Raw genomic sequence first — 22431 nt, 5'->3', positions numbered from 1 at the left:
AGTTAGAGGAATAATTATATAAATTCAAGTTTGCCGATTATTTGCTGTACTTAAACGATGGCAAGCCGATTGCCGTTGTGGAAGCAAAGGACAACAACCACTCTGTATCTCATGGATTGCAGCAAGCGATGACATACGCTCAGATGATGGACTTGCCGTTTGCATATTCGTCAAACGGCGACGCGTTCTATGAGCATGATTTCCTGACCGGGCAGGAACAGCAGATTGCATTGGAAAAATTTCCGACACAGGACGAGCTGATTGCACGCTACTATGCGGAGTTGAATGGCGGCAAGGGCATTTCTGCCTTGGAAAAGAAAATTGTTACCCAGCCGTATTATTCATCTCAAAGCACGTATCCGCCAAGATATTATCAGCGAAACGCTGTGAACAGAACGGTGGAAGCAATCGCAAGAGGACAGCAGAGATTGCTGCTTGTTATGGCTACCGGAACCGGCAAGACCTATACAGCGTTTCAGATTGTCTATCGGCTGCTCCGTTCTGACCTAAAAAAGAGGGTTTTATATCTGGCAGACCGGAACATTCTGGTTGACCAAAGCATTTTGCAGGACTTCGCCCCCCTTGAAAAGACCATCTACAAGGTGGACTTCTCCGATAAGGAATGCCTGAGCAAGATTGCTTCCCATGAAGTGAATTTTGCCCTCTACCATCAGATGGTAGGGCAGAATGACGAAGAACATTTCAGGCAGATACCGGCAGAATATTTCAACCTTATTATTGTAGACGAGTGTCACCGCGGCAGTGCCAAGGAGGACAGCAACTGGCGTAGGGTTTTGGAGTATTTTACTTCGGCAACGCAGATCGGAATGACCGCCACCCCGAAGGAGAGTGAAAAGGTATCCAATATCGACTACTTTGGAGAGCCGGTTTATATTTACAGCTTAAAACAGGGGATTGAGGACGGCTTCCTTGCCCCGTTTAAGGTCATCAATATTACAACCAACATCGGAGACGGCTGGAGACCATACCAGGGACAGACCGATATTTTTGGCAATGTCATTGAAGACCGAATTTACAACAACCGGGATTATGATTACACCATCATTCTCCAAGACCGTATTGATGAGGTCGCCAGAGAGATCACGGAATATCTGAAAAGCACCGACAGAATGCAGAAAACCATCGTGTTCTGCGCTTCCGAAGACCATGCAGAGCGCATGAAAATTGCCCTTGTCAACGACAATCAGGATATGGTGAAGGAGAATCCGGACTATTGCGTGAGAATTACCGGCTCAGATGTGTACGGCAAGTCCAAACTTGACTATTTCATCTCTGTATCCGAACCATATCCCGTGATTGCAACCACATCGGAACTGCTTTCCACCGGCGCAGACTGCAAGATGACCAAGCTCATTGTTCTTGATAAGACTGTGGAGAGCATGACCACGTTCAAACAGATGATCGGACGAGGAACCCGTATCCGAGAAAAGGAGGGCAAGACACACTTTGTCGTGATGGACTTTCGGAATGTGACAAGGCTGTTCACCGACCCTGAGTGGGACGGTCCGGTTGAGCAGCACGAGGGTTTTGAGCATGGCGGCGCCAAGCCAAAGGGCGGCGGCCACGGCGGTGGTGGGAAGAATCCTCCCGATGATCCTGTGGAAACGCCCATCGTGGACAGGGACGGCTGCAAGGTAAAGATTATCAATAAGACCGTTTCTGTCTATGATGCGAATGGCAAGCTGCTTAAGCAGGAGGATATTATCGACTACACCAGAACCAATATCAAGGGTGAATACGCTTCCCTGTCCGATTTTATCCGCAAGTGGAAAGCGTCGGACAAGAAGAAAACCATTGAGGAATCTTTCACGGCGATGGGCATTGACCTCAAAGCGTTGAAGGCAGACCAAGGGATGGAAGATGTGGACGATTTCGATTTCATCTGCTATGTGGCATACGGCAAAAAGCCGCTGACCCGCGAAGAACGGGCCAGCAAGGTGAAGAAAAAAGACTTCTTCAGCAAGTATTCTGCCGAAGCGCAGGCGGTTCTGGGTATCCTTTTGGATAAGTACATGAATCAGGGCATTACCGAGGTTGAGGATATTAAGGTTCTGTCCCTTGCCGATTTTGCGAACTTTGGGAAGCCCGCAAAGATCGTCAAGCTGTTTGGCGGCAAGGCGCAGTACGAAGCAGCCATCAGGGAGCTGGAAGAAAGTATCTATGAATTTGAGGTAGTTTAATATGGCGATGCAGTCAGGATTTATAAAACGCATCAGAGATATTATGCGTATGGACGCAGGGATCAATGGTGACGCCCAGAGAATTGAGCAGATGGTGTGGATGCTCTTTCTGAAAGTCTATGACGCAAAGGAAGATGATTGGGAGCTGAACGAGGACGACTACGAATCCATCATTCCCGAAGCATTGCGATGGAGAAATTGGGCAAAAGCCGACAGCAACGGTCACGCCATGACGGGGGACAAGCTGCTGAACTTCGTCAACAACATTCTGTTCCCGGTGCTGAAAGGCAATGATGTGAAGGACGGGGATGCGGTTCTCTATGAGGGGATCAAGGTGACACCCGATACGCCAATTAAGAAAGCCATTGTCAAATCCGCCTTTGAGGACGCCAACAACTATATGAAGGACGGCGTTTATCTTCGTCAGGTCATTGATGTCATTGACGAGATTGCATTTGACGATGTGAAGGAAAGCCACGCTTTTGGCTTTGTCTATGAGGAGATTTTGCGGGAGCTGCAATCTGCCGGTTCTTCCGGTGAGTTTTACACGCCGAGAGCAGTCACCGAGTTTATGGCATTGATGATAAAGCCGCAGCTGGGCGAAAAGATGGCAGACTTCGCCTGCGGCACCGGTGGATTTATCACTTCGTGGCTGGGGCAGCTCTCGGGGCAGGTAACGGACACCACCGCGCAGAAGCAGCTTGATGACAGCATTTATGGCGTTGAGAAGAAGCCCTTTCCCTATCTGCTGTGCGTGACCAATATGCTGCTGCATGACATTGAGGTTCCGAATATCTACCACATGAACTCGCTGAAACACAATCTGCTGGACTACACGGACGAGGACAAGTTTGATGTGATCCTGATGAACCCGCCCTACGGCGGGCATGAGGACAAGTCCATTCAGGGCTTCTTCCCTGACGATTTGGCAAGCGCCGAGACCGCAGACCTTTTTATGTCAGTCATCATGTACCGCTTGAAGAAGAAGGGCAGGGCTGCTGTTGTCGTGCCGGACGGTTTCCTGTTCGGTCTGGACAACGCCAAGGTGAACATCAAGAAGAAGCTCATTTCCCAGTTCAATCTGCACACGGTTGTCCGGCTGCCCGGCTCTGTGTTCAGCCCTTACACCTCAATCACCACCAATCTGCTGTTTTTTGACAACACCAAGCCGACCACAGAGACATGGTTTTATCGGGTGGATATTCCGTCCGACAGAAAGCACTTCTCCAAGACGAAGCCCATGGAGCTGAAACATTTTGATGATTGCATTGCCTGGTGGAATGACCGAAAGGAAATTCCAGATGGCGAAAACTTCAAGGCGCAGAAGTTTACCGCAGAGTATCTGCTGAACGAACAGGGCTGTAACATCGATCTGTGCGGTTATCCCCATGAGGAAGAAGAAATCCTTGATCCGCTGGATACCATCCGAGAGTATCAGGAGAGAAGAACCACCCTCAATGCGGAAATCGACAAGGTGCTGGCGGAACTGGAAGCCCTGCTGCCGGGAGGTGTAATTGAATGACACCGGAACAGTTGAAAGCGAGCATTTTGCAGTATGCCATACAAGGCAAGCTGGTGGAGCAGAGACCAGAAGAAGGCACTGGCGAGGAACTGTATCAGCAGATTCAGGCAGAGAGGCAACGGCTGATACAGGAAAAGAAAATCAAAAAGGGAAAACCATTGGCGGAGATTTCCGAAGATGAAATTCCTTTTGATATTCCGGAGAGCTGGAAGTGGACACGATTGGGAAATATTTTCAACTTGATCATGGGACAATCACCAGATGGGAAAAGTGTTTCTGAAAGTCCTGATGGTATGGAATTTCATCAAGGGAAAGTTTATTTCGGAGAGGACTATATAGGTAAATCACCGCAAACTACAAATGCTCCCCAAAAAATTGCTGAGCCTAATTCGGTTTTACTATGTGTGAGAGCACCTGTCGGTATTGTAAATATAACTAATAGAAAACTTTGCATTGGTAGAGGACTGTGTGATGTTGTACCACTGGGTGGAATGAATGAAAAATTTACACTCAATTGGCTCAGGTGCTTCAAGAATGCTTTTATAAAAAAAGCAACAGGAACAACTTTTGTTGCTATTACAGGAGATACTGTTAAAAACCAAGTTGTACCACTCCCTCCTCTTGCCGAGCAAAAACGCATTGTAGCGAAGATTGAGGAACTCCTCCTTCTGGTTGACCGCTATGCTGTTGCCTATGAAAAGCTGGAGCAGTTTAACGCCAAGTTCCCGGAGGACATGAAGAAGTCCATCTTGCAATATGCCATTCAGGGTAAGCTGGTGGAGCAGCGAACCGAAGAAGGCACCGGCGAGGAACTGTACCAGCAGATCCAAGTGTACAAGAAGAACCTAATCAAGGATGGTAGGCTGAAGAAAACAAGAGCTTTAGAGCCTATTTCTGAGGCAGCTATTCCGTTTGATTTTCCGCAGCCTTGGAAGGTCTGCTATATTGATGATATTGCGTTTGTTACAAAGTTGGCTGGATTTGAATATACGAAATATATTGCTGATAACCTCGTCGCAGATGGAATTCCATTATTTAAGGGGAAAAATGTTCAAAACGGAAAATTAGTTCTTTCTTTTGAGAGCTATATCCCCAAAAGCATTTCGGATGAACTGCCTCGCAGCCAAATAGCAAAGAAGTGTCTGCTGACGCCTTATGTCGGTACAATCGGAAATATTGCAATATTTGATGGATCATTCAAAGCGCATCTTGGCTCTAATGTTGGTAAAATAGAACTGCTTAATTCTGACATACAAACTTTTGTGCTGGAAGAATATGTTTTGTGGTACTTAAAGAGCACATACGGATATGCCGAATTGACAAAACACAAGAAAGCAACTGCCCAGGAAAGCATATCGATTGATGCTATCCGAAATGTAATTATAGCAATTCCTCCTCTTGAGGAGCAGTATCGCATCGTTGCCAAAATCGAAGAATTGCTGCCGCTGTGCGATAGATTAAGAAAGTAGGGGAATTAGATTTGAGGGAGAAAACGATGTGTCGATGGAATGATGAGATTAGAAACAATAGAGTTTCAAGCTTCCGGGTGCGCAGCTTTTGCACGATGCCGGCGTCCGCAAGACAAAAATAGGGTCTGAGCAGGGAGAGCCGCAAAAAAATGGCCCGCGGAAAAAAGTTTTTCTTGTAATTTGGGGCAAAGGGTGGTACACTGCAACCGACAATTTAATAATGGGAGATGCTATTTTTGTTGTAACGCCGCGGGGAAAACGCGGCGGAAGGAGAAGTTCATGAAAAAACGTATTTTCGCACTTTTCCTGTCGGCCCTGCTTCTGACCACTGTACTCTGCGCCTGCGGAGACGAGAAGTCTGAGGAAGCAGGCGGGATCGGCAGCAATGGAACGAGCTCTTCCGGAGAGCCGGTCACCGGCGGTGAGCTGGTGGTCGGAATTTCTCAAGACCTGGGAGACAGTCTTGACCCGTATCAGATGACGGCAGCAGGAACCAGAGAGGTCTTATTCAACGTCTACGAGGGCCTGGTCAAGCCCAATGTCAGCGGCGAGTATGTGCCGGCGGTGGCATCCGACAGTACTGTGTCGGAGGATGGCCTGACCTATACCTTCCCCCTGCGGGAAGGGGTGCTTTTCCACAATGGGGAAGCTGTGACCGCCGAGGACGTGATCTATTCCTTTGAAACCTGCGCCGAGACCACGGTGGACACCGCCCTGGCCGCGGCGCTTTCTTCTGTGGAGGACATCTCCGCCGAGGGGAGCACCGTCACCATCACCCTGTCGGAAGCCAACCCGGACTTCCTGAGCTATGTGGGCATGGTGTACATTGTCCCGGCGGCGTATGACCAGCAGGATACCGCGCCGGTGGGGACGGGCCCCTTCCAGTTTGTCTCCCGCTCTGTGCAGGAGAACCTGGTTCTGGAGAAGTTCGGCGACTACTGGGGCGAGAAGGCCTACCTGGACCAGGTGACCTTCAAGATCTATGAGGACGCCAACGCCCTTATGTCCGCCCTGAGCGCGGAGTCGGTGGACATGGCCTTCCACCTGACCATTGACCAGGTGAACACGGTCAGCGGCGGCGCCTACAAGACGCTGGAGGGTACCATGAACCTGGTCCAGGCCCTGTACCTGAACAATGATGTGGAGCCCTTTGACAATGAGAAGGTCCGACAGGCCATGTGCTACGCGGTGAATGTGGAGGAGATCCTGAACCTCACCGGGGAGGGCCATGGCAAGAAGCTGGGTTCCTCCATCTATCCGGCCTTTACCAAGTACTTCGATGAGAGCTTGTCTGATTACTACACCTATGATGTGGAGAAGGCAAAACAGCTGCTGAAGGAGGCCGGGTACGAGGACGGGTTCTCCATGACCATCACCGTGCCCTCCAACTACACCCCCCACATGAATGTGGCAGAGGTGCTGGTGGAGCAGTTGGCCCAGGTGGGGATCACCGCCACCATCAACCCGGTGGAATGGGAGACCTGGCTCTCGGAGACCTACATGGGACGGGACTTTGAGAGCACCGTGGTGGGCTTTGACGCCGCTACCCTCAGCGCCGGCGCTCTGCTCAACCGCTGGATGAGCGACAATGAGAACAACATGATCAACTACGACAACCCCGAGTACGATGCGATCATGGAAAAGGCCAATACCACCACCGACGACGCGGAGCAGACCGAGCTGTACAAGCAGGCGGCCAAACTGCTCACGGAGACCGCGGCCAATGTCTATATCCAGGACCTGGCGGACTTTGTGCTCATCAAGTCTGACCTGGACGGGTATCAGTTCTATCCCCTGTACGTGATGGACCTGTCTACCGTCCACTATGTCCAGTCCGTTTAACGAATCCGGCCCCCTGGGCCATGCCTGAAAGAGAAAGGAGGGCGAGAGGATGAAATATATTTTGCGCAAGCTCCTCACTCTCATTATTACATTGTTCATTGTTTCCCTTCTCGCCTTCCTGGCCTTTCAGGTGATTCCCGGGTCCCCGGCCACCAGTATGCTGGGGACCAACGCCACCCCGGAAAAGGTGGCGCAGCTGGAGGAAGAGATGGGACTGGACGACCCGGTGCTGGTTCGGTATGGCCGGTGGGTGGCGGATTTCGTCCAGGGAGACTGGGGGGAGTCTTACAGCTACAACCTGCCGGTCAAGGACATGGTGCTGGAGAAGCTGCCGGCCACGGCGGCCCTGGTGCTGCTGGCCTTCGCCATCACGGTGGCGGCCTCCTTCCCCCTGGGGATTGCCACGGCCCGGCGGGAGGGGAGCAGGCTGGACCGGATCATCACGGTGGTCAATCAGATCTGTATGTCCATTCCGCCGGTGTTTGTGGGCATCCTGCTGTGCTTTGTCTTCGGGATCACCCTGCGGGTGTTTGTACCGGGAAATTTTGTGTCCTTTGCAGACAGCCCGGGGCAATTTTTCCTCTACATGCTCTTCCCGGCCCTGGCGGTGGCCCTGTCCCGGATGGCGATGACCGTTAAAATGCTGCGCTCCTCCATCCTGGATGAGATGAACAAGGATTACATCCGTACCGCCTTCAGCCGGGGGCGGACCCGGGTGGATGCCCTGAAAAAGCATGCCCTGCGCAACGCCATGATCCCCGTCATTGCCTTTTTGGCGGTGACCGCGGCGGAACTGGTGGCGGGGAGCATTGTGGTGGAGCAGGTGTTTGCGGTGCCGGGCATTGGCCGGCTCCTGTTGGCCTCCATTGGCAGCCGGGACTTCCCGGTGGCCCAGGCGGTGGTGGTACTGCTGGCCGTGTGGGTGGTGGTGGTCAACTTTATCGCGGACATCCTGTACCAGTATATGGACCCACGGGTCAGAATCCAATAACCCCCGGGGCCTGCCCCAAGAGAGACAAGACACAGAGGGGAGGGAAGGAATGTGCTTCTGGCAAGAGACGGAAAAGCGCCGAAGAAAGCCCAGCGGAATCCGGCGGGGGGAAGAAAGCCCCATCCCAATTTCTTTTTGCTCATCGGCGGCGTGATTGTGGGCGTCATGGCGGTGCTCATTTTAGTGGGCTATGTCTGGACCCCCTATGACACCACGGGAATGTCCGGCGCGGACAAGTTTTTGGCCCCCTGTCTGGCCCATCCCTTGGGCACGGACAATTTTGGCCGGGATATTCTCTCACGGGTCATGGAGGGGGCGGGGAGTACGTTCCTTATTGCCCTGTGTGTCGTGCTCATTGGCGGGATCATCGGGACGGTGATCGGCTGCCTTACCGGATATTTCGGCGGGGCGGCGGACCTGGTGCTCATGCGGGTGTGCGACGCCATCACAGCCTTTCCCAGCATTCTGCTGGCGCTGGTGCTCATCAATGTGTTTGGGATGGGCAAGTATCAGATCATCTTAATTTTGGGCATTCTGTTCATCCCCTCCTTTGCCCGGGTGGTGCGGGGGGAGGTGGCCAAGGAGCGGAATCTGAATTATGTGGCCTCGGCCCGGCTCATGGGGGCCAGCCACCTGCGGATTATCTTCCGGCATATCCTCCCCAACACGGTGCAGGTGCTGCTGCCCATTGTGGCCATCGGCTTTAACAACGCGGTGCTGGCGGAGGCCAGCATGAGCTATCTGGGGGTGGGGGTGCAGCCCCCGGACGCCTCCTTGGGGCGAATGCTGTCGGAGGCCCAGACCTATCTGGGCCGGGCGCCCTGGTATGCCCTGTTTGTGGGCCTGGCCATTGTACTGATGATTCTGGGGCTGAGCCTGCTGACGGAAGGGCTCCAGCAGCGCCGGAGAAGCTGAGAGGGAGGGACGGGCATGTTAGACATTCAAGACCTCCACATTCGCTTCCGCAACGCGCCGGAAGGGCGGGAGGCGGTGAAGGGAATCTCCCTGCACATGGATGAAGGGGAGATTCTGGGTCTGGTGGGCGAGTCCGGCAGCGGAAAGACGGTGACCGCCATGGCCCTGGCGGGGCTGCTGAGCCACGCCAAGACGGAACTCTCCGGCGCCATTTTCTTTCAGGGGCTGGACCTGCTCCAGGCCTCCCGGGAGACGGTCCGGGCGCTGCGGGGCAAGGAGATCGCTGTGGTCTTTCAAGAGCCCATGACCTCCATGGACCCGGTGATGCGGATCGGGCCCCAGGTGGAGGAGGCCCTGGTGGTCCACACCAAGCTGAGCGCCGAGGAGCGTCGAGCCCGGGCCTTACAGGCCATGGCGGATGCGGAACTGCCGGAGCCGGGGACGCTGTATCGCAAATACCCCCACGAGCTCTCCGGGGGAATGCTCCAGCGGGCCATGGTGGCGGCGGCCATCATTTCAGAGCCCAAGCTCCTGATCTGCGACGAGCCCACCACGGCCCTGGACGTGACGATCCAGGAGGGCATTTTGAATCTGCTGAAAAAGATCAACCGGGAGAAGGGGACGGGCATCCTTTTTATCTCCCACAACCTCCATGTGGTGCGGAAGCTGTGTACCCGGGTGGCGGTGATGTGCAAGGGAGAACTGCTGGAGGAAGGGCCGGTGGACCAGGTGTTTTACCACCCTCAGGCGGACTACACCAAGGGCCTCATCGCGGCCATTCCCACCAGACGGAAACGGGGGTAAGACCATGGAACCCATTTTGGAGATTCGCCAGCTCAACAGTTTTTACCGCCAGGGCGGCAGTGCCTTTTCCCGAGGGCGGACCGTCCAGGTGCTCCAAGACATCAATGTGACCATCGGCCGGGGAGAGGTCCTGGGGCTGGTGGGGGAATCGGGGAGCGGCAAGTCTACCCTGGCCAAGTCCATTCTGGGCATGACGGAGTACCAGGGGGAGATTGTCCATCACTCCCGCCGGCCGCAGATGGTGTTTCAGGACCCCTATTCCTCCTTGAATCCCGCCTTCTCCATCCGGCGGATTGTGGAGGAACCCCTGCGGATCTATGGCAAGTACTCCGCCGCCGAGCGGAAGCGGCGGGCGGAAGAAATGCTGGAGGCCGTGGGGCTGGGACCGGAATTTCACAATCGAAAGCCCGCTCAGCTCTCAGGCGGTCAGCGGCAGCGGGTGTCCATCGCGGCGGCGATGATTGTCCAGCCCCGGCTGGTGATCCTGGATGAGGCGGTGTCGGCCCTGGATGTGACCATCCAAGACCAGATTTTGGACCTGCTGATGAAGCTGCGGCGGACGTATGACCTGAGCTATCTGTTTATCTCCCATGACCTGAATGTAATCTACCAGTGCTGTGACCGGGTGATTGTCATGCAGAAGGGGAAGATTGTGGAGGAGAACACGGTGGATGGGATTTTTGACCATCCTGTGCATCCCTACACCAAGCAGCTGCTGAAAGCGGCGGAATGAAAGCATGGATGCCGGACGGAAGAGATGATCCGTCCGGCATTTTTGTTTTAGGAGGTGCAGACAGGGCGCGCCGGGAAATGGCGCCTTTGGGTTGACGGATGGAGGGGAGAGGCGATATAATGAGAGAAATCTGGAAAGAGCCGGGCCGACGCTGGAAGGCCCGTGGAAGGAAAGGCAGGAGATGAGGGGATGAAAAAAAGACGAATGCTGTCCGGGGCGCTGGCCCTGGTCATGTCCCTGATGGTGCTGGCCTCCCCCGCCCTGGCGGCGGAGGCAGTGTCTGATGGGGAAATGCCGGCGGCGGTGGAGACGGAACCCGCCGTGCCGGAGACGGAAGAGACGACCACACCGGGAGAGCCGCCGGTGGAATCCCAGGAACCGCCGGCAGAGGAACCGGCCGACCCGGCGCCGGAACAGCCGGAGGAGCCTGTGCCGCCGGAGGAATCGGTGCCGGAGACCCCCAGTGAGGTGCCTGCCGGACCGGCGCTGCGCCAGGATCATGTGCGGTACATGGAGGGCTTTCCCCAGGGGACCTTCCAGCCGGAGAAACAGCTGACCCGGGCCCAGGCCGCCCAGCTGGTCTATCGCCTGCTGGCCCAGCCAGAGAGCGGGACGGGCGACTGCTCCTACACCGATGTGCCCAGCAGCCAGTGGTACGCCCAGCCGGTGCGGGCGCTGTGCGCGCTGGGGCTGTTTGACAACGGGACCACCTTCCGGCCGGAGGCGGTCATCACCCGGGCGGAGTTTGTGGATCTGCTGGTCCGCCTGAAACCCCAGGCGGAGGGAACGGCTGTTTTTCCCGACGTGCCGGCTACCCACTGGGCAGCCAAGCAGATCGGGGTAGCCGCCGCCCAAGGGTGGATCGCCGGCTACCCCGATGGAACCTTCCGCCCGGAAAAAGGGTTGACCCGGGCCGAGGCCTGCACGGTGGTCAACCGGATGCTGGGCCGGACGGGAGACGCGGCCCAGGCCAACAAGCTGCTGACCCTGGGGCTGTTCTCGGACATGACCGCTGCCCACTGGGCGGCTGTGGCTGTGGCCGAGGCATCGGTGTCCCACACCCCGGCAGCGGGCAGCGGCGGAGAGAGCTGGAGCGGTGTGGACCTGACAAAGATGACCTTTCAGACCGGGTTCCATCAGGTGGGCGGTCAGCTGTACTACGTGGACCGTGACGGCAAGCTGGCTGTGAACCAGACGGTGGGAGCGTACACGGCCAACAGCGCCGGGGCGCTGACCCAGACCGCCGCGTCCTACCAGATGGCCAACGTACCCTATATCAGCCAGATTGACAACATCTATGCCTGGGTGGGCTGTGAGGCGGTGGCCACCCTGATGGGCCTGCAGGCCAAGGGGTATGCCAAAGAGGTATCGGTGAAATACTTCCTGGACAATCTGCCCCGGCACAGCTCCAACCCGGAGAAGGGATTTGTGGGCTCCCCCTATGTGCCGGATACCTCCAAGCGGACCCGGACCACCATCTATCCGGCGAAGCTGGCGGAGTATTCCAACAGCTACTGCGGCGGGGATGCTGTGTGCGCGGATTTCCGGGGGACCTCCATCACCGACCTGCAGCGGGAACTGCTGGCGGGCAACTGTGTGGTGGCCTATATGACCCTCTGGTGGGAGGCGCCGTACTATCGTTACTACAATATTGAAGGCACCACCCAGCGGCTGGTGAGCAACAACCACGCGGTGCTGGTGTGCGGCTATGATCCCAACAAGGGATACTTCATTTCCGACCCCTATAACTATTACAACCGGGGGCAGGTCCACCAATATTGGGAGAATGCCCAGACCTTTGAGAAGATTTGGAACGAGAGAAAGGTCGGCATGGTGCTGCGGTAAGGGCCGGAGAGACGAACCAATGAATCAAAAAGACGAGAGACTTTGCAGGTCTCTCGTCTTTTCGTTTGGGCGGGGAACACGCCGAAAAAGTCCCCCACGGAAGGGTCCGTGGGGGAGGGATCACACCTCGGAAAGGGTGAAGGTAAATTCGGTAAAACCGTCCTGGCTGGTGACGGTGATGTCCTCTTTGTAGGTGTTGAGGATGGTTTTGACAATGTAGAGCCCCAGACCCACCCCGTCCTTGTGGGTGGAGCGGGAGGAGTCGGCCTTGTGGAACCGGTCAAAGATATGGGTGAGCTGCTGGGGGGGGATGGTCTCGCCCTGGTTGCCGATGGCGATATAGGCTTTGCCGGCCTTGGTGGTAATCCGGAGAGTGAGACGCCCCTGGGGAGAGGAGAACTTCACGGCGTTGTCCAGCAGGTTGTAGCAGACCTGGGTGACCGCGTCCGGGTCGCCCCAAACCATCACAGGGCCGTCGGGGAGCTGGGTCTGCACGTCCAGATCCTTTTCCGTAATCTTGGACTCTAAGCTCACCAGCACCCGGAGAAGGACCTCCGCCACGTCAAACTGCTCCTGGGCGGCCACCCGTTCGGAGGACTGGAGCCGGGAGAGCTCCAGCATCCGGCGGACCAGCCGGGACAGGCGGCGGGTCTCTGAAGAGATAACCTGTAAGGATTCCCGCTCCTTTTCCGGGGGGATGGTACCGTCCAGAATGCCGTCGGCAAAGCCGGCGATGGTGGTCATGGGAGTTTTCAGCTCGTGGGAGACGTTGGCCACAAACTCGCTGCGCTTTTGCTCTGCCTGGGCCAGGGAGTCGGCCATGGCGTTGAAGGCGATGGCCAGCTCTCCAATCTCGTCCTTGCGGTTGGTGTATTCGGTGATCCGGGTGTCCACCTCGCCGTGGGCGAATTTGTGGGCGAAGGCGCACATGCCCTTCAGGGGGTCCACCATGCGCTGCACGGTGATGGAGCAGATCACCAGGGAGATCAGCAGCACCGCCACGGCGGTGATGAAGAAGAGCTGGAAGGTATTCTCCAGAAAATCCAGCACGGAGGTGGCGTCTGCGGCCACGAAGAGAAAACCTGTGGGGATGCCGGAGGAGATGAGCTCCCCGGAAACCCGGTCCTGCACCAGGGGGGAGAGAACTTCGCTGGTCAGGTAGCATTTGCTGGACAGGAGCTGACCAAAGGTGGTGACCCCGCTGTATGGCTTGCCGTTGAGCAGCTGATTCACTGCCCAGGAGGGGACGCTGAGGTCCGCAATGGTGGAGGAGTTGAGCAGGTCCTCGTTCAGGTTGACCCCGGCGGCACAGAGAATCTGGCCCTTGGTGTTGCAGACCAGAACCGTGGTATCCGTCAGGCGCACAGCGGAGTAGATGTAGTTGATAAAGTCCTCCCCGGACAGAGAGTCGCCCTTGGTGATGGCGGCGTTGGCGTAGCTGGAAATAAATCCGGCGTTTCGGTCCAGGGTGGTTTGGATTTCCTCCAGCTGGTGCCGGTAGGACAGGGAGAAAAAGCCCGCGCCCAACAGGACCATGCAGAGGATGATCAGGCCCAGCATCACGGTGACCTGGCGCAGGTACATGCTTTTCGTCCGCTTCATATTCATATCAGCCGTTGTGTAGCTCGAACTTATAGCCCACGCCCCAGACCGTTTTCAGGGACCACTGGTCGCTGACCCCCTCCAGCTTTTCCCGCAGCCGCTTGATGTGTACATCCACTGTGCGGGAGTCACCAAAGTAGTCAAATCCCCAGACCTCGTCCAGCAGTTGGTTCCGGGTAAACACCCGGTTGGGGGAGGAGGCCAGATGGAAGAGGAGCTCCAGCTCCTTGGGCGGGGTGTCCACCCGCTTGCCCCGGACCTCCAGCTCGTAGGAATCCAGGTTGATGACCAGTCCATCAAAGGTGAGACGGCGGGCTTTGGCCTCGTCCCCGCCCAGGCGGCGGAGAACCGCGTGGACCCGGGCCAGCAGTTCTTTCATTTCAAAGGGTTTGACAATATAGTCGTCGGCCCCCATCTCCAAGCCGGCCACCTTGTCAATGGTCTCGCCCTTGGCGGTGAGCATGATGATAGGGGTTTTGTCGGTCTCCCGAATTTTGGCGCAGACCGCCCAGCCATCCATCACAGGAAGCATAATGTCCAGGAGGACCAGGTCAGGGCGAAAGAGGCGATAGAGCTCCAGTGCTTTGCCGCCATCTCCGGCGACCATGGTTTCATAGCCTTCTTTTTTTAGGTAGAGGTTGATGAGCTCAGCGATGTTGCTCTCATCCTCCACGATCAGTACCTTTCTTGCCATGGGGGTCACCCGCTTTCCGTAAAAATCATGTCGAGGGATAGCATATCAGATCATTTTGAATAAATCATGAAGAACCCGCGCCGCAGCCCGAGAGAGCACCGGTCGGCTGCCGGCGGGGGAGATAAAAATATTATTGCATGGACGGGAAGGTTCGTCAAGGAATAAGTCCCGGATGGCGGGGCATATTAGGAGGGAACTCTTAATGAGAAAGGAGATGCAAGATGAGCCAGAAAAAGGAAAATAAGCCCTGCAACCAGTTTGAACAGGGCCAGGGCAAGCAGAAGAAGGCCCGCAGCCAGCAGCAGGTGAGCGACAAGAGCAGCCTCATCGGCGGCGCTGGAAACAGCAACAACGGCGGTCAGGCTGGAACCTGAGGCCGAATGGGAAAACCCGCGGAATCCGGGAGAACGGATTCCGCGGGTTTTTTCGTGGACTGGATGAGGGTGTGGGCGGCATACAGTTCAGCCCCGGCTTGGGCGGCGCGGAGCTGGAACAGGTGGTCGCTGGGGACCGCGCTCAGCTCTGTTGTAAGGGTGCCGGAGGCACCGGGCTCTATGGTGATGCAGGTCTCCGGGTCTTTGTCCAGGGTGACGAGGATGGCTGTGCCGCCCAGGTTTTTTACCTGGAGGGTCAGCCAGGCCCCGTTGTCAGAGGAAAGACTGCCGCTCTGAATCTGGGTCTCCACGGAGGTGCGGGAGGTGCCGTGACCAAGCTCCGTGGCCTGAAGCGAGGGTGCGTCCGGAGAAGAGGCTGGGGCACAGGCGGTGACAAGCAGGGAGAGAAGGACGGCGGCCGGGAAAAAACGAAAACAATGTCTCATATAAAAGCTCCTTTCTATGGCGCGGGGAAAATGCTGCTATTTTTTTATTCCCACAGGGCGGGAAAAACGGACAGAATTTGCGAAAAAAGAGGGACGATTTTTCAAGTTTGTGGAAACGGGAGAAGTTGACGCCCCTGTATTTACCCGGGTGGAAAATCCCGGTATAATGGGGGAAAAACACGGGAGGGGATGGGCAAGAATGGATCAGACACAGCGTGCACTGTTAAGCACCCTTTACGAACGCTGGTATGGCGTTCTGCATCGCTATGCTCAATGGGCGGTGGGGGACGCCCTTTTGGCAGAAGAAATTGTTCAGGAAACTTTTTTGGCGGCGGTTCCCAAAATAGAGGAACTGGCGGCGGGGGAACATCCGGAGCGGTGGCTGATCCAGACGGCAAAATACAAGGCGCTCCATGTCCTGCGGGAGCAGGCCAGGCAGCGGGCAAAGAACACGGTGCTGGAGGAATCCCTGGCTGCACCCGATCAGCTGGGGCAGTGGGAGGACCGGGAGTACGCGGGGCAGCTCTGGGAAAAAGCGGCGGCGCTTTTGTCCCCGGAGGAGGTGGCGCTGCTTCGGATGGTGGCACTGGAAAAGCTGGGGCACCAGGCGGCGGCAGAGCGATTGGGGCTCTCGCTGTGGTCCTGCCAGAAACGAATGCAGCGTATTCGAAAAAAGCTGCGGGCCCAGAGGAGAAAGCTGGAAGGGGGGACACCATGAAACGGTTGGAGGAGACCATGCGGGCATTGTCCCGGGAGGAATTGGAGCAGATGCTTCAGAATGACTTTCTCATGGCGTCGTCCTGTGACGCGGAGCAGGTTGTTCAGGTGGTGGAGGAACTCATGGCCCGGGAGGGGCAGTCGGAAGCAGTACGGAGGGCCCGGACATCGGCGTCTTTGGAAGCCTTTTGGAAACGCTATGAAGGAGAGCGGGGCGCGGCGGGAACAACGCGCCCACGACGGCGGAGGAAAAGGGGATGGATGGCGGCAGCGGTTCTGGCGGCGCTGCTGGCCGCTGCGGTTCTGCCCGCGGCGGGGCACGAGGGGATGTTCCAGGTCCACAGCCCATGGCAGACGGAGGACAGCCCGCAGATAGCAGGGGAGACCCTGGAAGTCCAGGTGGAAGAGGCGGGGAGGATGACCATTCGCTATTTCATTGCGGGAAAGGGGCAGGTAGAGGCACTGGGGGCCGAGGAAATTGTGATCCGGCATAAAGTGGGGGGTGTTTGGATGGAGACGGTCCGATATGATCGGAAGACCGACGAACTCTGGACGGAAGGGACGATGGAATATGGAGGAGAGATTTCCTACCAGGGCCGGCCCGGGGAGCGTTACCAGGTGGAAGTGTTGTTTTTTGCGGAGAACGAGGCCGGGTACGACAGCCGCCGGCAAACGTGGGAAGTCACGGCAGAATGAGACCCGTGCGCAGGGAGGGGGATCGCAATGGAACTGACCCAGGGTATGGAGCTGGCGCAGGTTTTGAAGCTGTCGCCTGGGCTGCTGCAGTCCATGGAGATGTTGCAGATGAATACGCTGGAGCTGGGGGCGTATCTCAAAGAACTGGCGTTGGAGAACCCGGTGCTGGAGGAGGCGGAGCCCGGGCAGGGGCAGGGGCAGGATACGTGGGAGGCCTTTGCCAGCCAGGTGCCCTGGCTGGGCGACACTCCTTGGACCGGACAGACTGCCCAGGAAGGGGACTGGGGCCGGGGAGAGTCGCCGACGGAGTCCTTGGCGTTTTTGCTGGAGGAACAGTTGGCCCGGCGGGGTCTGTCGCCCGAATTGCTGGCGGTGTGCCGGTATTTGGCGGGGTTGCTGGACGATGACGGACGGTTGGACCCGGAGGACCTGGCGGGGCTGCGGACAGCAGGCGTGCCGGCAGAGCTTCTGGAGCGGGGGGTGGAGGTTCTCCAGTCCCTGGAGCCTGCGGGTGTGGGGGCCAGGAGTCTGGAGGAGTGTCTGCTGCTCCAGCTGCGGCGGCTGCCAGGGGAGCATACAGTGGCCCAAGCCATCTGTCAGGGCCATTTGGAGGAACTGAGCAAGGAGCACTATGGGGCGTTGGCCCGGCGGCTGGGGGTCACCCAGCGGCAGGTGGAGGCGGCAGCCCGGGAGATCCGCGCCCTCTCCCCCAGCCCGGTGGGGGAAGGGGTGGAACCGCCGGCGGTGCCATTCATCCGGCCGGATGTCTGGGTGGCGGAGATGGACGGAGAGCTGCGGGTTTTTGTCAACCAGTGGGATTTGCCCCAGTATCAGGTGAGCCAGACCTACCGGCAGATGCTGCGCGGAGGGGTGGAGGCGGAGACTGCGGACTATCTGCGTCAAAAGCTCCAGCAGGCCCAGTGGGTGCTGACGTGCGTGCAGCGGCGGCGGAAGACGCTGGAGGCCTGCGTGCAGGCCCTGGTCCAGGCCCAGGCGGCCTATTTCCGGGGCTGTCAGGCGGCGCCGGGGCCGCTGCTGCGCCGGGAGGTGGCGGTGCAGCTGGGGGTCCATCCCTCCACGGTGACCCGGGCGCTGAGGCACAAATACCTTCAGTGCCGTCAGGGACTGTTTCCCATGGAGTACTTTTTTGCCCGGCCCATGGGGGCGGAGGGGGCCTCCCCCCAGCGGGCGAAGGCCGCACTGGCCAGGATGATCCAGGGGGAGGACCCCCGGCGGCCGCTGAGTGACCAGGCGCTGGGGGAACGGCTCCAGGCGGCGGGGATGCCCCTGGCCCGCCGGACGGTGGCCAAGTACCGCCGGGAAATGGGACTGCCCCCGGCCTATCGCCGGCGGCGGTGAGGAAGAAGCCCAAAAGGAGCCCAGCCAAACGATGGCTGGGCTCCTTTTTTGACGGAGAGGTGGTTATTGTGTGCAGGTTTTCAGTGCGTTTTCCAGGATATCCAGGCCGCAGTGGAGCTGGTGGTCGGTGATGGTCAGAGGGGCCAGGAAACGCACCACCTGTCCCCAACGGCCGGCGTTTTCAATGAGCAGCCCGTGGCGGGCGCATTCCTGTACCAGGGCGGAGACCAGGTCGCCGTTGGGGGCCTTGGTGACAGGGTCCTTTACAAACTCCAGGCCGATCATGGCGCCCAGGCCCCGGACATCCCCTAAGAGGGGGAACTTCGTTTGCCATTGGGCGCATCGGGCGGTTACGATCTGGCCGATTTGGCGGGAACGAGCGGCCAGGTCGTCCCGTTCCATCAGCTCGATGGTTTTCAGCGCGGCGGCGCAGGCCAGGGGATTGCCGCAGTAGGTGCCGCCGATGGTGCCCGCGGGGACAGCGTCCATGATCTCGGACCGGGCCACAATGGCGCTGATGGGCAGGCCTGCGGCGATGGACTTGGCGGCGGTGAGGATGTCCGGGGCGGCCCCGGCCTCCTGCCAGTATTCCGAGGCGAACATCCGGCCGGTGCGGCAGAAGCCCGACTGGACTTCGTCGGCGATCAGGAGGATGCCGTGGTCATCGCACACCTTTCTGAGGGCCTTGACCCAGGGAAGGGGGGCGGGGAGGAAGCCGCCTTCTCCCTGGAGGGGCTCCAGAATGAGGGCGGCCACCTGGTCGGCGGGGGTGCCCTCCTCAAAGACATCTTGGAGGCTCTGGAGGCAGGCGGCAAAAACTTCCTCCTCAGACAGACCGTCGGGACTGCGGTAAAGGTAGGGGAACTGGGCCCGGTAAACCCCGGTGGCCAGAGGCCCCAGACCGGTGGTATAGGCTTTCTTGGCGGTCAGGGTCATGGTGAGCAGGGTGCGGCCGTGGAAAGCCCCGGAGAAGGTGATGAGATTGGGCCGCCCGGTGTAGGCCCGGGCGATCTTGACAGCGTTCTCATCGGCTTCGGCGCCGGAGTTGGCGAAGAACACTTTCTTGGACGTCCCCCGCACAGGGGCCAGCTGGGCCAGCTTTTCCGCCAGGGCCACGTAGCCCTCGTGGGTGACGATGTTGAACATGCCATGAAAGTATTGTTCCGCCTGGGCCTTGACCGCGTCGATGACCTCCGGGTGGGAGTAGCCGATGTTCAGCACGCCGACGCCGCCGATCCAGTCCAGAAAGCGGTTGCCGTCCAGGTCCTCCAGCATGGCGCCCTCGCCCCGGGCGATGGCCACGGGGTAGACACAGCGGATGGCGGCGGGCACGGCTTGGGCGCGGCGGTCAATCAGGGCCTGGGCCTTGGGGCCGGGAAGGGTGTCGGTGATGATTTCGGGCAGGGCGGTACGCAGCATGGGAATCCCATCCTTTCTGGTTCAAAATGGTGTGGGGGATTTAGTAGAGGGAGCGGTAAATGGCGTAAATCTGCTCCCGGGAGAGGGGGACAAAGTTGTTTTGAAGCAGGCGCTGCTGGTTTGCCAGGACGGAGTCGGTGAACTCCGCCAGCTCATGCTCCTGCATGCCGTATTCGTGGAGGGCTTTCTTGGGCAGCAGGCAGGAGAGCAGGTCCTCCAGGGCCTCGTACACGGCCTCGGGCGGGCAGTCCAGAAGCTGGGCCAGGAAGGCATTGAGCTCGGCGATGGCGCCGTCGGACCGAATGGCTAAGTATTGCTTCATGACGCCGGTGAACATGGCGTAGTTGGACTCCCCATGGGGGACGTGATAGACGGCGCCCAAGGGGTAGCTCAGGGCGTGGACCGCGGCGCAGCCGGCGTTGCCGAAGGCGATGCCGGCGTAGTTGCTGGCCAGGAGGAACTGGGACAGCAGGGGGAAGCGGGCGTCGGGTCCCTGGTCCCGGATGGCCAGATAGCCCTTGAGAATCCAGGCAATGGCCTGGTAGCCGAAGAGCTTTGTGGTGGCGCTGGCCTTGGGGGAGAGGCTGGACTCAATGGCGTGGATCAGGGCGTCAATGGAGCTGGTGGCAAAGACGGAGAAGGGAAGGCCCTTCAGCAGCTCGGGGATGAGGACCGCCTGATCAGCGAACATGCTCTCATGGGCCAGACCTTTCTTGGTCCGGCGGGAGAGGAGCGCCAGGATGGAGATGTTGGTGACCTCGCTGCCGGTGCCGCAGGTGGTGGGGACCAGCACCAGGTCCCGGGCCTTTTGCAGGGGAAGCTTGCCATCGTAAAGGTCCAGGATGGGGGTGACATGCTGGAGGACCAGGAGCTTGGCGATGTCCAGCACCCCGCCGCCGCCCACGGCAATGACCCGGGTGACCTCCTTGGGCATATCCCGGTAGATGGCCTCCACCATCTCGTCTGAGGGCTCTCCCAGGCCGTATTTCTCCTGGAAGAGGACCGGGCAGGGCAGGTTCAAGGGGGCAAAGTAGGGGGTGTAGAGAAACTCATTGGTGAGGAGCAGGTCCTGGGGACCCAGGTGGAAGTCCTGGGCGAAGGCCTGGCAGGTGTCGTACTGCCAGATGGAGGGATGAATGACAAACTGTGTCATGGGAATGCACCGTGCCTTTCGTTTGGAATCAATAGGTTCTGGGGAAGCGGCGGCGGTACTCCTCCCGCAGGGCGTCCCGGAAATCGGGGTGAGCGATTTCAATGAGGGCTTCCGCCCGCTGGCGGAGGGTTTTGCCCCGAAGCTGGGCGATGCCGTACTCGGTGATGACGTAGTTGACATCATTGCGGGTGGTGGTCACCGCAGAGCCGGGGTCCAGGAAGGGGACGATCTTGGAGACCTTGCCCTTGCCGGTGGTGGAGGGCATGGCCATGATGGCCCGGCCGCCCTTGCTCATATTGGCCCCCCGGACAAAGTCAATCTGGCCACCCACCCCGGAGATCTGCCGCAGGCCCACGGAGGTGGAGACCACCTGCCCCATCAGGTCAATCTGCACGCAGGAGTTGATGGAGACCAGGTTGTCATTCTGGGCAATGACATAGGGATCGTTGACATACTGGACAGGGTACATGGCCACGGCGGGGTTGTTGTCCACGTAGTCGTAGAGGCGGCGGGTGCCCATGAGGAAGGTGGCCACGCTCTGGCCCCGGTGGAGGGTCTTCTTTTGGTTGGTGATGTTGCCCGCCTCGGCCAGCTCCACCACGCCGTCGGAGAACATCTCCGTGTGGATGCCCAGGTCGTTCTTCTCTTTCAGGAACAGCAGGACAGCATCGGGAATGGCGCCGATGCCCAGCTGAAGGGTATCCCCGTCCCGGACCAGCTGGGCCACGTTTTGCCCGATGGCCCGCTCCACCTGGCTGATCTTGGGGGGCGGCAGCTCAATGACGGGGGTGCAGCTCTCCACGATGCAGTCAAACCGGGTGACATGGAGGAAGCTGTCCCCCAGGGTCCGGGGCATGTTTTGGTTGACCTGGGCGATGACCAGGTCGGCCTCCTCGGCGGCGGTTTTGGTGTAGTCCACAGAGACCCCTAAGCTGCAGTAGCCGTGCTCATCCGGAGGCGAGACCTGGATGAGGGCCACGTTGGGGTGGAGGTGGTCCCGGAGAAGGGCGGGAATTTCGGAGAAGTAGACGGGGGTGAAGTCGGCCCGCCCTTCCGCGGCGGCGGCCCGGCTGGTGGCCCCCAGGAAAAAGCTGTTGTGGTGAAAGTTTCGGTCGTATGCGGGCTGGCAGTATTCCGCCTTGCCCATGGCCACCATGTGGACGATCTCCACATGCTCATATTGGGCGGCGTTGGCCACCATGGCATCCAGCAGGAGGGAGGGCTCGCCGGTGGCGTGGGCCACCACCACCCGGTCCCCGGAACGAATCCGGCGGACGGCCTGCTGGGGGGGACAGAGGTGCTCTTGATACCAGGTTTTCCAGTCCATGGGAAATCCCTCCTTTGCGTTATCCTTGGTCCCGGGACCGGGCCCGGGTCATAAGAGACCGGGCCTCGGCCAGCAGGGACGCGTCAACGGTGTGGACCAGGATGACCTCCTTCAGATCGGGGAGCAGGGGCATGAGCTGGCCCTCGATCAAGGTCTCGTTGGTCATGGCGGCGGCGGGACAGCCGGCGCACTGGCCCAGCATCCGCAGCCGGAGAATACCGTCCTGGTAGCCCACCAGTTCCACGTCCCCATTGTGGGCGCGCAGGGCGGGGCGGACCAGTGTCTCCAGAAGTTGTTCCAGCGTTGCAGTCATCGTGATCTC

General features: G+C 58.5%; 19 protein-coding genes and 1 pseudogene. 13 read left to right on the top strand and 7 right to left on the bottom strand.

Annotated elements, in window-relative coordinates:
• Positions 1–20: 20 nt before the first annotated feature.
• The 9 genes and pseudogenes from hsdR to DV520_RS04470 all read left to right on the top strand — a co-directional run.
• A pseudogene (gene hsdR / locus DV520_RS12720) lies at positions 21–2201 on the top strand (EcoAI/FtnUII family type I restriction enzme subunit R); the annotation flags it as partial.
• 1 nt (position 2202) lies between these two features.
• A complete protein-coding gene (locus DV520_RS04505; protein WP_117141930.1) occupies positions 2203–3723 on the top strand; it encodes a class I SAM-dependent DNA methyltransferase in 1521 nt (506 codons plus the stop codon).
• Entirely contained in the window at positions 3720–5192 is a 1473-nt protein-coding gene (locus DV520_RS04500; RefSeq protein WP_117141929.1) for a restriction endonuclease subunit S, read from the top strand. Before DV520_RS04505 ends, DV520_RS04500 begins: the two co-directional genes overlap by 4 nt.
• 279 nt (positions 5193–5471) lie before the next feature.
• The gene (locus DV520_RS04495) at positions 5472–7034 is read left to right on the top strand and encodes an ABC transporter substrate-binding protein (RefSeq protein WP_117141928.1); all 1563 of its coding nucleotides are present in this window, start codon (positions 5472–5474) and stop codon (positions 7032–7034) included.
• A 49-nt stretch (positions 7035–7083) separates the two neighbouring features.
• Complete coding sequence (locus DV520_RS04490; RefSeq protein WP_117141927.1) at positions 7084–8025, top strand: ABC transporter permease; 942 nt, start codon at positions 7084–7086, stop codon at positions 8023–8025.
• A 51-nt stretch (positions 8026–8076) separates the two neighbouring features.
• On the top strand, positions 8077–8940 hold the full coding sequence (locus tag DV520_RS04485) for an ABC transporter permease (RefSeq protein ID WP_333818738.1): 864 nt from the start codon (positions 8077–8079) through the stop codon (positions 8938–8940).
• Positions 8941–8955: 15 nt separating this feature from the next.
• The gene (locus DV520_RS04480; protein ID WP_117141926.1) at positions 8956–9744 is read left to right on the top strand and encodes an ABC transporter ATP-binding protein; all 789 of its coding nucleotides are present in this window, start codon (positions 8956–8958) and stop codon (positions 9742–9744) included.
• Between the two features lie 4 nt (positions 9745–9748).
• Positions 9749–10477: an ABC transporter ATP-binding protein gene (locus DV520_RS04475; RefSeq protein WP_117141925.1), complete on the top strand. Its 729-nt coding sequence runs from the start codon at positions 9749–9751 to the stop codon at positions 10475–10477.
• Positions 10478–10666: 189 nt separating this feature from the next.
• The gene (locus tag DV520_RS04470; protein ID WP_117141924.1) at positions 10667–12322 is read left to right on the top strand and encodes an S-layer homology domain-containing protein; all 1656 of its coding nucleotides are present in this window, start codon (positions 10667–10669) and stop codon (positions 12320–12322) included.
• Positions 12323–12442: 120 nt separating this feature from the next.
• On the opposite strand, the gene DV520_RS04465 is transcribed toward DV520_RS04470, so the two are convergent.
• Both DV520_RS04465 and DV520_RS04460 read right to left on the bottom strand, forming a co-directional pair.
• On the bottom strand, positions 12443–13924 hold the full coding sequence (locus DV520_RS04465; protein ID WP_117141976.1) for a HAMP domain-containing sensor histidine kinase: 1482 nt from the start codon (positions 13922–13924) through the stop codon (positions 12443–12445).
• A 7-nt stretch (positions 13925–13931) separates the two neighbouring features.
• Positions 13932–14618, bottom strand: coding sequence for a response regulator transcription factor (locus DV520_RS04460; protein ID WP_021920292.1), 687 nt, complete (start codon positions 14616–14618; stop codon positions 13932–13934).
• A gap of 221 nt (positions 14619–14839) precedes the next feature.
• Between DV520_RS04460 and DV520_RS12270 the strand changes: the two genes are divergently transcribed.
• Positions 14840–14992: a hypothetical protein gene (locus DV520_RS12270; protein WP_021920293.1), complete on the top strand. Its 153-nt coding sequence runs from the start codon at positions 14840–14842 to the stop codon at positions 14990–14992.
• Here the strand turns inward: DV520_RS12270 and DV520_RS04455 are convergent.
• Positions 14977–15438, bottom strand: a complete 462-nt coding sequence (locus DV520_RS04455) for a hypothetical protein (RefSeq protein WP_021920294.1) — start codon at positions 15436–15438, stop codon at positions 14977–14979. The genes DV520_RS12270 and DV520_RS04455 overlap by 16 nt on opposite strands.
• Before the next feature lie 199 nt (positions 15439–15637).
• Between DV520_RS04455 and DV520_RS04450 the strand changes: the two genes are divergently transcribed.
• Genes DV520_RS04450 through rpoN form a run of 3 tightly spaced genes read left to right on the top strand, consistent with a single transcriptional unit; the run spans position 15638 to position 18210 of the window.
• A complete protein-coding gene (locus tag DV520_RS04450; RefSeq protein WP_021920295.1) occupies positions 15638–16156 on the top strand; it encodes an RNA polymerase sigma factor in 519 nt (172 codons plus the stop codon).
• Complete coding sequence (locus DV520_RS04445; protein ID WP_117141922.1) at positions 16153–16851, top strand: hypothetical protein; 699 nt, start codon at positions 16153–16155, stop codon at positions 16849–16851. The genes DV520_RS04450 and DV520_RS04445 overlap by 4 nt, the downstream gene beginning before the upstream one ends.
• A 27-nt stretch (positions 16852–16878) precedes the next feature.
• A complete protein-coding gene (gene rpoN, locus DV520_RS04440; RefSeq protein WP_117141921.1) occupies positions 16879–18210 on the top strand; it encodes an RNA polymerase factor sigma-54 in 1332 nt (443 codons plus the stop codon).
• A gap of 63 nt (positions 18211–18273) precedes the next feature.
• Here the strand turns inward: rpoN and DV520_RS04435 are convergent, their stop codons facing one another.
• Genes DV520_RS04435 through DV520_RS04420 form a run of 4 tightly spaced genes read right to left on the bottom strand, consistent with a single transcriptional unit; the run spans position 18274 to position 22422 of the window.
• On the bottom strand, positions 18274–19629 hold the full coding sequence (locus DV520_RS04435; RefSeq protein ID WP_117141920.1) for an aspartate aminotransferase family protein: 1356 nt from the start codon (positions 19627–19629) through the stop codon (positions 18274–18276).
• A 40-nt stretch (positions 19630–19669) separates the two neighbouring features.
• Complete coding sequence (locus tag DV520_RS04430; protein ID WP_021920299.1) at positions 19670–20782, bottom strand: 4-hydroxybutyrate dehydrogenase; 1113 nt, start codon at positions 20780–20782, stop codon at positions 19670–19672.
• 28 nt (positions 20783–20810) lie between these two features.
• Complete coding sequence (locus DV520_RS04425) at positions 20811–22109, bottom strand: acetyl-CoA hydrolase/transferase family protein (RefSeq protein ID WP_021920300.1); 1299 nt, start codon at positions 22107–22109, stop codon at positions 20811–20813.
• 19 nt (positions 22110–22128) lie between these two features.
• Positions 22129–22422 carry a NifU family protein gene (locus DV520_RS04420; protein ID WP_117141919.1) on the bottom strand — a complete coding sequence of 98 codons (294 nt, stop codon included), beginning with the start codon at positions 22420–22422 and terminating at the stop codon, positions 22129–22131.
• Positions 22423–22431: the final 9 nt, after the last annotated feature.

Source organism: Evtepia gabavorous (assembly GCF_003425665.1).
GTDB lineage: Bacteria > Bacillota > Clostridia > Oscillospirales > Oscillospiraceae > Evtepia > Evtepia gabavorous.
This window is presented reverse-complemented; position numbering and strand designations above follow the sequence as displayed.